Raw genomic sequence first — 11902 nt, 5'->3', positions numbered from 1 at the left:
TTGAGCCAGACGGACAGCGCAGCCGTGCCCGCATCGGCAACAGCTCCCGCGGGCGACGCCGACACCGCGGCGCTCGCCAAGGGCGGGCGGACCAATTTTTTCGGCTTTATCCTGCGCCTCGTTGCGCGCCTGCCCTTTCTCTACGTCGCAGGGCGCTGGTACGGGCCTGAGGCGGTCGGGCGCTTTGCCTTTGCCGTGCTCGTCATCGAACTGGTGGCGCAGCTCGCGACGCTGGGGCTCAAGCGGGGCCTTGCCGAACAGCTCAGCGCGCCCGGCGCAGACCACCGCACCGTGGTGTGGGACGGGATGTTCGTCGCCCTCCTCGCCTCGGCGGCCGGATCGGCGCTTCTCTTCGCCTTTCCGCAGCTTATGTATCCTGCGGGCGATGTGGGTGGTGCCGATCGCTGGATGGCGCTGCTCGTCTTTGCCATCGCGGGAACCGACATCGCGCTGGCCGCCTGCGCCTACCGGTTCGATGTCGGCGCAACCGTGCGTGCGCGCGCGATCGTCGAACCATGGGTGATCAGCGCCGCGGCGGCAGCTTTCTGGTTCGTTTCGGTGCGCGATGGGCTGATGCTGTCCTATGCCGCCGCAATGGTCGGCGCTTTTCTGACCGCGCTGATCCCGATGCTGCGCCATTATGGCGGACCGCGCGGCTGGCAGCCGCATCCGGCGCATCTGATCGCGGTGGCGCGGCGCAACGCGCCGCTGGCCGCCGCCGACGCCATCGAATGGGGCACGCGCCGCCTCGACCTGTTCATCCTCGGCCAGTTCACCTCGCCGACGATCTATGGCATTTATTACATGGCGCAGCAGGTCGCATCGCTGCCGCAAAAGCTGAAAACCAGCTTCGAGCCGATCCTCGGCCCGGTCATCACCCGCAACCTTGCCGAAAAGCGGCTTGCCGCCGTGGCGGCACAAGTCAGCCAGGTCGGTTTCTGGATCATCGCGGCGCAGGCCGGGGTCGCGCTAGCGCTTGGCATCCCCGGCGAGGCGGTGATGGGCCTCGTCGGCCCCGAATTCGTCAGCGGGACCGCGGCGCTCGCCTTCCTGCTCGCCGCCGAAGTCGTCGCTGCAACCGCGGTCGTCAGCGAGGCGGCGCTCGTCTATGTCGCACGCCATCGTAATCTTTTGATCAGCATCGCGACGCTGGCGTTGCAGGCGATATTGAGCGTCACGCTGATCCTGATCGCCAAGTCGATGGGCTGGCCGCCCATCACTTACGCCGCGGCGGTTGCGCTCGCGCTGATGCTCGCTTTGGGTTTCGCGTCGGTGGTGAAGGCGCGGCTGCTCGCACATGTGCTCGGCGCGCCCGTCAACAGTCTGCGCTGGGCGCTCGTATGGGCGACCGCGGGCGCCGCGATTCTGGGCTGGGGCGCGACGCAGCTGCCCGAATGGGCCGAGCTGCTGATCGGCGTGCCGGTCATCCTCGGCATCTACGCATGGCTGATCTGGACCCGCGGTTTCGGCCCCGCCGATCGCGCCCTGTTCAAGAAGCACCCCGAAACGGCGGGCGCCGAGCCCGCCGCCACTTAGCCTGGGATTGCGACTACTTCACCGCTTCCTGTGCGGCATCGCCGACATCCTGCGCGGCGTCGCCCACCTTTTGCGCCGCTTCGGTGATTGCGCCCGTTTCGGCCTTGTCATTGGCGAGGAACTGGAAAGCAAAAAAGCCTGCAACCGCCAGCACCACCAAAATGATCAGGCCCATGCCCAATCCACCGCCGCGGCGCGGTTCGCGATCAATGATTGTCGTGGTGTGCGTCGTCCCGTCGGGCGCACGCGTTTCGTGAATTTCGTCGGCCATACCGTCCTCCTGTACCGTTCATCTGGCGCATAGGACGCGTTGGGTGGCCGAAAGTTCCTAGCCCAGCCGTTCGGCGACCTTGGCGCGAAGATCGGTCTGCGCCCGCGGACCGACCTGCGCGATGATTTCGCGCGCGCACACCGCGCCCATCGTCAGGCAGTCGGCGATCGGGCGGCCTTCGGCCAGACCCGACAGGAAACCGGCGGCGAACAGGTCTCCGGCACCGGTCGTGTCGACGACATCGTCGATCGGCTCAGCCGCGACTTCGCTACGCTCGCCGTTCGTCACTGCGACCGCACCATGCGCGCCGCGCGTCGCGACGAGCAGCGGCACATCGGCCGCCACCTTGGCCAGCGCGGCCTCGAAATCGTCTTCCTGCGCCAGCACGAGCAGTTCGGCCTCATTGGCGAACAGGATGTCGATCTCGCGCGCCGCGGTCATGCGGCGGAAATCCTCGCCATGCCCGGCGACGACGAACGTGTCGGAAAGAGTGAAGGCAACGCGCCGACCGGCCGCCTTGGCCAGCCCGATCGCCTCGGCCATCGCCGCGCGTGAGGCGTCGGCGTTCCACAAATAGCCTTCGAGATAGAGGATGTCGGCGTCGGCGATCAGCGCCGCGTCGAGCGATTCACGCCCCAGATTCTGCGATGCGCCCAGAAAGGTATTCATCGTGCGCTGGCCGTCGGGGGTAACCAGGATCAGGCAGCGCGCGGTCGGCGCGCCGCCGGACTGGGCGGGGGTGTCGAACGCGACGCCCAGAGCCGTCAGGTCATGCGTGAACACCTGCCCCAGCTGATCGTCGGCAACCTGACCGATAAAGCCGCAGCGCCGCCCCAGCGCCGCCATGCCCGCGAGCGTGTTCGCCGCGCTGCCGCCCGACATTTCGATCGCCGGACCCATTGCGGCATACAGCCGCTCGGCCTCGTCGGCGTCGATCAGCCGCATTGACCCCTTGACCAGCTTTTCGGCATCGATCAGCGCGTCGTCGGCGCGGGCGAGAACGTCAACGATGGCATTGCCGATGGCGACGACGTCGAAACGGGCGGTGGCGGCCATAAAATATCCTGTGATGCGCGGGGAAAAGTTGCCGCGCTTTAGGGATGCGGGCCGATCAAGGCAAGCGCGGCGCTTGACGCGCGCGCCGCCCCCTCGCATCCCGGCAAACATGACCCGCGCCGTCCACGCCTTTCTGCTCGCGCTCCGCGACGTGCCGCAGCCGCGCGTGCTGCGCATCCTGCTGCAAAGCCTCGCGCTCACCCTCCTCCTCCTACTCTTCGCGGGCGCTGCGATCTATTTCGCCACCCGCTGGGCGCTCGATCACTGGCAGTGGCTCGGCGCGACCGAGCGCGACATGGCAGGGCTACTCGTCGTCCTGGCGATCGTCGCGGGCAGCTGGCTGCTGTTCCGCGCCGTTGCGATCGTCGTCGTCGGACTGTTCGCCGATGCGATCGTCGCCGATGTCGAAGGACGCCATTATCCCGCCGCCGCGGCGCGCGCGGTCGATGTCGGCTGGCGGCAGAATATCCGCCTCGCGCTTGCGTCGGTGGTGCGGCTGATCGGCGGCAACCTGCTCGCGCTGCCAATCTACATCCTGCTGCTCGTCACCGGCATCGGCACGCCGATCTTTGCTTTGTTCGTCAACGGCCTGCTGCTTGGCCGCGATCTGGAGGCGATGGTGCTGGCGCGCCACCCCGACCGTCCGCGGCTCGATCGGCCCGCGCGCTGGTCGCTCGGGCTGCTGTCTGCCGCAAGCTTTGTGGTGCCCATCGCCAATCTGTTGGCGCCGATCCTCAGCGCCGCTATGGCCGTGCACATGCTCCATCTGCGGAGCGGGGACCGGAACATATGAACCAAAATCGCCGTCTGGCCGCGATCGCCAGCCTCGTTCTGCTGCTCGGCGGCTGCGCCGGCAACGCGATTCCGCGCGCCACCCCGCCCCCGGGCGGCGCGCCTGCCGCCGCAATCCCGGCGCCGCGCCCCACGCAGAACAACAGCCTGATCGGCCGCTCGGCCAATTCGGCACTCGGCCTGTTCGGCAAGCCGCGGCTCGACGTCGCCGAAGGCGCCGCGCGAAAGCTGCAGTTTGCTGGCGCCGCCTGTATCCTCGACATCTATTATTATCCGCCCAAACAAGGCGCCGATCCGCTCGCCACCCATGTCGATGCGCGCACCCCCGACGGCCGCGATGCCAATGTGCCGAGCTGTATCGAAGCGCTGCGGCGGTGATAGTCATCCTCCCTGTGGCGAGGCCATGGGGAGGGGGGGGCCGCTCGCGAAGCGAGTGGTGGAGGGGCCACAGCGGTAGCGCCAAAGCCCCTCCGTCAGCCGAGCGGACTGCCACCTCCCCATCGCTGCGCGACAGGGAGGATTATCGTTGACGTCACGACGTCAATTCACTCAGCGCCCATCTGGCCGCCTCCGCGACCATGGGCGTGTCGTCCTCCGCCAGTCGCTCCAGCATCGGCCGAAACCGTGCATCACCGCTGTTTCCTGCCGCAATCGCGGCATTGCGCACCATTCGTCCGCGCCCGATACGCTTGATCGGCGACCCTGCGAAAACCTGCCGGAACCCGGCGTCGTCGAGCGCGAGCAAGTCGCCCAGCGACGGCGCGACCAATTCGGCGCGCGGCAGGAAAGCGCGGTGCGCGTGCGCGGTTTCGGCAAACTTGTTCCACGGGCAGACCGCCAGACAATCGTCACAGCCATAAACACGGTTGCCGATCCCGCGCCGCAGGTCGAGCGGGATCGGCCCGTCATGCTCGATCGTCAGGTAGGAGATGCAGCGCCGCGCATCGACCTGATATGGCTTCGGAAACGCTTGCGTCGGACACGCGTCCTGACAGGCCATACAACTGCCGCAACGGTCACGGCCCGGATTGCTCGGGGCCAGCTCCAGTGTCGTATAGATCGCCCCCAAAAACAACCAGCTGCCATACTCGCGGCTGACCAGATTGCTGTGCTTGCCCTGCCAGCCGAGCCCCGCCGCCGCCGACAAGGGCTTTTCCATCACCGGCGCGGTATCGACGAATACCTTGACCTCGGCCCCCGGCGCCTCCGCAACCAGCCAGCGCGCGACCGCCTTCAGCGCCCGTTTGACGACGTCATGATAGTCACCGCCCTGCGCATAGACCGAAATCCGCCCGCGGTCGGGGTGCTCAGCAAGCGCCAGCGGGTCCTGCGCCGGGGCATAGCTCATCCCCAGCGCGATTACTGACCGCACCTCGGGCCACAGACCTTTGGGCGATCCTCGCTGTGCCGCGCGGCTCTCCATCCAGATCATATCGCCGTGACGCCCCGCGGCCAGCCACTGGTTCAATCTTTCGGCAGTTTGCGGCGCCGCATCGGCATCGGCGATCCCGAACGCAACAAAATCATGCGCGCGCGCCACCGCCTCGAGGCGGTCTTCTAATGCAGGCAAGGCTTCGGCAACCATTGCCGCTCTATACGCGAGCTGCCTGTCCGTGCCATAGCTTGCGGATGATCAGATCAGGGACCGCAGTTTGAACGATTTCAGCGTCGAGGCGATCGGCCTCACCAAATATTTCGGCGATTTCAAGGCGGTCGATAACGTCAGCCTGACGGTGCCGACGGGCAGCATCTATGGCGTGCTCGGCCCCAACGGCGCGGGCAAGACCACCAGCCTGCGCATGACGCTGGGGATCATCGACCCTGATGAGGGCACCAGCCGCGTCTTTGGCGAACGCCCGCAGGCGGTGCGCCATCGCATCGGCTACCTCCCCGAGGAACGCGGGCTCTATCCCGGAATGAAGGCGCGCGAGGCGATCGCGTTCATGGGTGCACTACGCGGACTCGACTGGTCCGAAGGCCGCCGCCGCGCCGCGACCTTCATGACCGAACTTGGCCTCGAACGCGTGATCGACGAAAAGATCCGCAAGATGTCAAAGGGCATGGCACAGATGATCCAGCTGATCGGCTCGATCGTCCACGCCCCCGACCTCATTGTCCTCGACGAGCCTTTTTCGGGCCTTGACCCGGTCAATCAGGAACGGCTCGAAATGCTCGTCCGCCGCGAACGCGACCGCGGCGCGACGATCCTGTTTTCGACCCATGTCATGGCGCACGCCGAGCGCCTCTGCGACCGGCTCGCGATCATCGCGCGCTCGCAGCGCCGCTTCGAAGGCACGGTCGACGACGCGCGCGGGCTGCTGCCGATGCAGGTGCGTTACACCCCGCGCGCTGACGCCGATGCAACCGCAATCGCGGCGCTGCTCCCCGCCGGTGCCGAGCCGCGCGGCGACAGCTGGTTCTTCCCGATCGAAGATGCCGACGTCGAACCGCTGCTGGCGCGGATCACGGGCAGCGGCCTCGGCGTCGCCGGGCTGTCGATCACCCGCCCCGCGCTCCACGACGCCTTTGTCCATATCGTCCGCCAGGTCGATGCGAGTTTCGACGCCGATGCGGGAACCGACGCGGTCGAGGAGGCGCTGACATGACCCCCTTCCTCAAAAACATGCTCGTCATCGCACGCCGCGACTTTCTGGCGATCGTCGCGACGCCGACCTTCCTGTTGTTCCTGCTCGCGCCGCTGTTCATGGTCGGCATGGGACTTGCGGGCGGCATGGGCGCCTCGCAGCTTGCCGACAGCGCGCGCGGCGCCGGGCGCATCGTCGCGGTAGTCGGCGCCGGTGACGTCGAAGCGCTGCGCGCCGCCGATGCCCGGTTGCGCGCGAGCGTCGCGCGCCGCGTGCCGGTGCTTGAGGTCCGCATCGCCAGCCCCGCCACCGCCGACCCGGTCGCCATCGCGCGCGAAAAGGGCAGCGACACCTATGCCGTGCTCAGCGGCCCGCTCGCGACCCCGCGCATCGTCGAGCGCGAGGCGGACAGCAACGCCGGCCATTATCTTGCACTGCTCGCCGACGATGTGCTGCGATCGAAGGCCGCAGGGCCGCTACCCGCGGTCGCACCCAAATTCGAAGCCTTGTCGAGCGGCGGCACCAGCATCGCGCTCCAGCAATCCTTGGGCTTCGGCGCCGTCTTCATCATCTTCCTGCTGACGCTGCTCCTCGCGGGCCAGACCGTCAGCTCGCTCGCCGAGGAAAAGGGCAACAAGGTCATCGAAATCCTCGCCGCCGCGGTGCCGCTTGAAAGCGTCTTTCTCGGCAAACTGCTCGGCTTTCTGGGCGTCGCGGTGCTGTTCATCGCCTTCTGGCTGGTGATGGCCATCGCCGGCGGGCTGATCGCCGCGCTGCAGATCGATCCGGCGGCGCTCGCGTCGGTGCAAAGCGCGAGCAAGGCCACCGCCGCCCTGACCGCGGCACCCGCGACCGGCTGGCCCTTTTTCCTCGGTATCGGCTTTGTCTATTTCATCCTGTCCTTCCTGCTCCTCGGCGCGGTGTTCCTCGGTGTCGGGGCGCAGGCGGCGACGGTGCGCGAAATCCAGATGCTCAGCCTGCCGATCACGATCTTTCAGGTCGGCATGTTCAGCCTGTCGACCGCGGCCGCGAGCGCCCCGGGCAGCACATTGTCAACGGTCGCGCAAATCTTCCCCTTCTCGTCCCCGCTCGCCATGGCCGCCCGCGCCGCGACCGACGACAGCAAGGCGGTTCACCTGCTCGCGCTCGGCTGGCAGGCGATCTGGGTCGCACTCGTGATCTTCCTCTCGGTTCGCCTCTTCCGCGCCGGGGTGCTGAGTGGCGGCAGCAGTTGGAAATTCTGGCGGCGCGGCAAACGGACCGCCGCGCTTGCCACCGACGCCACCGCCGCGATTATCGACCGCCATTCCTAACCTCGTCATCCCGGCGAAGGGCGGGATCTCGCCGCTGCGTTGATACGACAGGGTGAGATCCCGGCCTTCGCCGGGATGACGAATAAGAGGTGGCTGTTAGACTTTGCGCTTCACGCCTCGCCCCTCATTGACAAAGCTGTAAATAGTGGCATTCTGCAACTGATCAGGCCGCACGAGACGGCCCTTCAGAGGAGCTGCCCCATGGCCACCCAAATTCGCACCGCCCCCGAAATCGCCAATCCGCTCGACGTCAGCCGCGCCGAATTGTGGAGCGAGGACCGCTGGCAGGAACCGATGCGCCAGCTGCGCGCCGAATCGCCGATCTATCATTGCGAGGGTTCGAAATTCGGCCCCTATTGGTCGGTGACCACCTATAAACCGATCCAGCATATCGAGGCGCTGCCCAAGATTTTCTCCTCGTCGTGGGAATATGGCGGCATCACCGTCGCCGGAGATGGCGTCGAACATCTCAAAGAGGGCGAGATCCCGCTGCCGATGTTCATCGCGATGGATCCGCCGCAGCACACCGCGCAGCGCCGCACCGTCGCCCCCGCCTTCGGCCCGTCCGAAATCGAACGCATGCGCGCCGACACCGTCGCGCGCACCGCGGCGCTGATCGACACGCTGCCGATCGGCGAAGCCTTCGACTGGGTGGAAAAACTGTCGATCGAGCTCACCACCGACATGCTTGCCATCCTGTTCGATTTTCCGTGGGAAGAACGCCACCGGCTGACCGCCTGGTCCGACGCGCTCGGCGACATCGAATCCTTCGACACCACCGAACAGCGGCAGGCACGCACCGCCAAGGCGTTTGAAATGGGCGCCGCGTTCAAGGAATTGTGGGACCGCAAGGCGCTCAACCCCGGCGAGCACGACCTGATCTCGATCATGCTGCAATCCGATGCGATGAAGCATATGAGCGAGCATGAATTCATGGGCAATCTCATCTTGCTCATCGTCGGCGGCAACGACACGACGCGCAATTCGATGTCCGCCTATGCCTATGGCTTGCACTGTTTCCCCGAAGAACGCGCCAAGCTGGAGGCGAACCACGATCCCGAACTCGCGGTCAATGCGATGCACGAAATCATCCGCTGGCAGACGCCGCTCGCGCACATGCGGCGCACCGCGATGGAGGACACCGAACTGTTCGGCCACCAGATCAAGAAGCGCGACAAAATCGCGCTCTGGTACGCCTCGGCGAATCGCGACGAAAGCGTCTTTCCCGACGGCGACCGGATCATCGTCGATCGCGAAAATGCGCGCCGCCATTTGGCCTTCGGCTATGGCATCCACCGCTGCGTCGGCGCCCGCGTTGCCGAATTGCAACTGACCACGCTGATCTCGGAAATGCAGAAGCGCCGCCTGCGCGTCAATGTGCTCGCCGAGCCCGAACGCGTCCACGCCAGCTTCGTCCACGGCTATCGCCACATGCAGGTCGAGCTGGAGAATTATTGACGCGCGGTGAAACCTGGCGCGATAACGCCACGTATCTCACAGCAAGGCCCACGCAACGGGTCAGGAGTCCCTGATGATTGACCGCCGCTACCTGCTAGCTGGTCTCGCCCTTGGTGGCGGCGTGATTGCCGCCCCGATGCTGATGGCCAAATCGGCCCGCCCGCAGGCCGCCCCCGGGTGGCGCCTGTCCGAAGCCGAATGGAAAAAGCGGCTGACCGCGCAGCAATTTTATGTGTTGCGCGAGGCCGGCACCGAACGCCCGTTCAGCCATCCGCTCGACAAGGAAAAGCGCGCCGGTACCTTCGTCTGCGCGGGCTGCGCGCTGCCGCTCTATTCCAGCAAAACCAAATATGACAGCAAGACCGGCTGGCCCAGCTTCTGGGCGCCGCTCAAGGGCGGGATCGCGACATCGACCGACTATGACCTGGGCTATGCGCGTACCGAAGTGCATTGCAAACGCTGCGGCGGCCATCTTGGCCATGTCTTTAACGACGGCCCGAAGCCCACCGGCAAGCGTTATTGCATGAACGGTACCGCAATGACCTTCCGCCCCGCCTGAGGCCGAATCCATTGACGCCGAGACGTCACATGGTCGCGGGCTTCACCCGCCAAATCGACAGCCCGGCACGCGATGCGATGGGCACGGGTTCCAGCCAGATCGGCGCTTTCCCGGCGTAAAGCTGCGCGGCCAGCGCATCGTTCCGCGCACGCCGATATTGCCTGAAATCATTGGCCGTCCGGCAAAAGACGACCAGCGTCGCACCATTTTTGCGGATCAGCGCCTCGGCCCGGCTCGGGTCGCCTGCAAAGACCCGGATGGTGTCCGCCATCGCGTCCTTGTTGCGGTGGTGCGGCGTCGCCACCAGGCGGTGCCGCGTCCAGAAGATCACCGGCGCGCCCAGGTCGATCGGGGTCAGGATCGTCGTCGGTGGCAAGCCATTGAGCGCCGCAACCGCGGCGGAATCCATACAGTTTCCTGCAAATGGCGCAGCCGCTGCATCATCGCCCGGATCGGGCCGCAAATCGGTGAACAGGACACCAAGCGCGGCGGAAGCCGCGATACTGCCAAGCAGCGGCAGGGTCAGCGACGCCATGGCTGACGCCAACACGCGCGGAATCGTTGCCTGGATCGTCCGCGCCCAGTCCCAGGCGCGCAGGCCGAGCCAAGCGCCGCCTGGCAAGGCAAAGAGGTGGGCGGTCGATACGCTCCGCAGCACCAGCAATGACATGGCCGTTGCGCCCACCAGTGCGACAATCACCGTGGTCCAAGCCTTACGGTCATCGGCCACGGCACAGCCGCGCCACGCCAGGACCGATCCGATCAAGCCGACAAGTGACGGCACCAGCACAAAAATGGCGTCATAACCGCGCGATGCCCACAACGGCTGTCCCTCAAGGACATTCTTATACCAGAAATCGACAACGACCGGATCGAGCGCCGCAAAAGGCCCCTTCGCACATTGCGGCTCGGTTCCCACCAGCGCCGCCGCCGCGACCAGTCCGGCGCCGCCCAGCAACGCCAGGCGGACCCACAAGGCCGCCGGGTTGGCGCGCACCACGGCAAAGGTCGCCGCCGTCGCCGCAACAAAGGCGGCCATATAAGGCGCCGACAGCGAATCACACCAGGTGCCAAGCAGCCCGAGCGGACCACGCGTGACAAATTGCAACAGGATCGCTCCCCCGGCAAGCGCGCCGAGATAGCCGCACAACCGATCGCGATCGGCATCGCGCGCATATAGCGCCCAGCGAAGCGCCGCCAGTCCAGCGAACAGCGCCACGATCGGCAATCCTTCGATCGACACCGCCAGCAACGCCGCCGCGAACAGCCCGCCCCACAATCCCGCCCGCCAGCTGGCGGGCCGCAGCGCCTGCGCCATGATCAGCATCGCCAGCAGGATCTGCCAGCCGTGATGATCGACCCGCAGCGGGCGGAACTGCATCACGATAAAGCCCGACATGATCAGGAACAGCGGCACGATATAGGCGATCCGCCGATCCGACAGGCTGCGATAGCCCAGCGCACAGGCCACGCTCAGCACGGCACCCAGCAACGGTGGCCACAAGGTCATCACGATACGTTCGGCCATCGCTTGCCCGAACAGCGGCTTCAGGATCAGGATGCCCGCCGCCAGCGGCGCATCGACGATCCGCGACCAGTGCATCAGCACCCCGCCGCCCGCGGGATTGACGCGATATTGCGACAAATCCCACCAGCTTTGTCCGGCCAGCAGGTCGCGCACCTGCGCCATCCGCATTGCGTCGTCGGTATCGCCCAGATCGAGCGCGACAATCGCCGGCCAGTTGGCGATGATCGCGATCAGGCTCATCGCGCCCCAGATCAGCAGCGCGATGCGTATGGGGGTCAGCCAGCGCGGCATCGTGCTGCCGTCCGCATCCGGCGCGGGCTGGTTGCCCAGTGCCCAACACGCCGCTGGTACGGCGACGTCGGTCACGCCGCGGCGGCCCGGAAAACGATATGGCGGCGCAGCAAATAGGTAGTCTGGAAACTGACCACGATCGCCGCGAGCTTGGCGAGGCGGGGATCGAGCCCCAGCGCGCTGCCGGTACCAACGATGGCCGTCGTGACGGCAAGGCCGACCAGCGCCGATCCGACGAACAGCATCTTCTGGCGGTGCCGTTCACCCGTGCCGCGCGCCGCGGCGCCGTCGGCAAAAACGAGGCGGCTCGACACCAGCCAGTGAACCAATATCCCGGCGCAATAGCCGACCGCCGACGCCGCGACCGGCGCCAACCCCGAATCGAGCAGCAGCAGGAACAGCGCCGCATCGCTCCCCAGCGCGAGCACGCTGGCGAGCAAATAGTTCAGCCAGCGAATTTCGCCGCGGCGGATCGATCCGATCAATTTGGAAATGGGCAGCATGGCAAAAACG

Annotated in this window: 12 protein-coding genes; 7 read left to right on the top strand and 5 right to left on the bottom strand. The window is 66.4% G+C overall.

Annotated features, from left to right (window positions below; all coding sequences use genetic code 11):
• Positions 1 to 1536 (top strand): lipopolysaccharide biosynthesis protein, encoded by a 1536-nt coding sequence (locus tag B4F07_RS09960; protein ID WP_414711711.1) that lies wholly within the window; start codon positions 1 to 3, stop codon positions 1534 to 1536.
• A gap of 13 nt (positions 1537 to 1549) precedes the next feature.
• Here the strand turns inward: B4F07_RS09960 and B4F07_RS09955 are convergent, their stop codons facing one another.
• Complete coding sequence (locus B4F07_RS09955) at positions 1550 to 1807, bottom strand: hypothetical protein (protein WP_293701197.1); 258 nt, start codon at positions 1805 to 1807, stop codon at positions 1550 to 1552.
• A gap of 57 nt (positions 1808 to 1864) precedes the next feature.
• Positions 1865 to 2863: an adenosine kinase gene (locus B4F07_RS09950; protein ID WP_293701198.1), complete on the bottom strand. Its 999-nt coding sequence runs from the start codon at positions 2861 to 2863 to the stop codon at positions 1865 to 1867.
• Positions 2864 to 2972: 109 nt separating this feature from the next.
• Here B4F07_RS09950 and B4F07_RS09945 point away from each other — a divergent pair, with 109 nt between their 5' ends.
• Both B4F07_RS09945 and B4F07_RS09940 read left to right on the top strand, forming a co-directional pair.
• Positions 2973 to 3656 (top strand): EI24 domain-containing protein, encoded by a 684-nt coding sequence (locus B4F07_RS09945; RefSeq protein WP_293701199.1) that lies wholly within the window; start codon positions 2973 to 2975, stop codon positions 3654 to 3656.
• Positions 3653 to 4033 (top strand): hypothetical protein, encoded by a 381-nt coding sequence (locus B4F07_RS09940; RefSeq protein ID WP_293701200.1) that lies wholly within the window; start codon positions 3653 to 3655, stop codon positions 4031 to 4033. The genes B4F07_RS09945 and B4F07_RS09940 overlap by 4 nt, the downstream gene beginning before the upstream one ends.
• Before the next feature lie 154 nt (positions 4034 to 4187).
• Here the strand turns inward: B4F07_RS09940 and queG are convergent, their stop codons facing one another.
• Positions 4188 to 5240, bottom strand: coding sequence for a tRNA epoxyqueuosine(34) reductase QueG (gene queG / locus B4F07_RS09935; protein ID WP_293701201.1), 1053 nt, complete (start codon positions 5238 to 5240; stop codon positions 4188 to 4190).
• A gap of 67 nt (positions 5241 to 5307) precedes the next feature.
• Here queG and B4F07_RS09930 point away from each other — a divergent pair, with 67 nt between their 5' ends.
• The 4 genes from B4F07_RS09930 (at position 5308) to msrB (ending at position 9570) form a co-directional block, all read left to right on the top strand.
• Positions 5308 to 6261: an ABC transporter ATP-binding protein gene (locus B4F07_RS09930; protein ID WP_293701202.1), complete on the top strand. Its 954-nt coding sequence runs from the start codon at positions 5308 to 5310 to the stop codon at positions 6259 to 6261.
• Positions 6258 to 7553 (top strand): ABC transporter permease, encoded by a 1296-nt coding sequence (locus tag B4F07_RS09925; RefSeq protein WP_293701203.1) that lies wholly within the window; start codon positions 6258 to 6260, stop codon positions 7551 to 7553. Before B4F07_RS09930 ends, B4F07_RS09925 begins: the two co-directional genes overlap by 4 nt.
• 201 nt (positions 7554 to 7754) lie before the next feature.
• A complete protein-coding gene (locus tag B4F07_RS09920) occupies positions 7755 to 9011 on the top strand; it encodes a cytochrome P450 (protein WP_293701204.1) in 1257 nt (418 codons plus the stop codon).
• A 73-nt stretch (positions 9012 to 9084) separates the two neighbouring features.
• Complete coding sequence (gene msrB, locus B4F07_RS09915) at positions 9085 to 9570, top strand: peptide-methionine (R)-S-oxide reductase MsrB (RefSeq protein ID WP_293701205.1); 486 nt, start codon at positions 9085 to 9087, stop codon at positions 9568 to 9570.
• Positions 9571 to 9595: 25 nt separating this feature from the next.
• Here msrB and B4F07_RS09910 read toward each other — a convergent pair whose 3' ends face one another.
• Positions 9596 to 11464 carry a hypothetical protein gene (locus B4F07_RS09910; RefSeq protein WP_293701206.1) on the bottom strand — a complete coding sequence of 623 codons (1869 nt, stop codon included), beginning with the start codon at positions 11462 to 11464 and terminating at the stop codon, positions 9596 to 9598.
• Entirely contained in the window at positions 11461 to 11892 is a 432-nt protein-coding gene (locus B4F07_RS09905; RefSeq protein WP_293701207.1) for a GtrA family protein, read from the bottom strand. The genes B4F07_RS09910 and B4F07_RS09905 overlap by 4 nt, the downstream gene beginning before the upstream one ends.
• Between the last annotated feature and the right edge of the window lie 10 nt (positions 11893 to 11902).

The organism is Sphingopyxis sp. UBA6723 (assembly GCF_002454115.1).
Taxonomy (GTDB): Bacteria; Pseudomonadota; Alphaproteobacteria; order Sphingomonadales; family Sphingomonadaceae; genus Sphingopyxis.
Note: the sequence above shows the minus strand (reverse complement) of the source record. Positions and strands in the feature narration are given on the sequence as shown.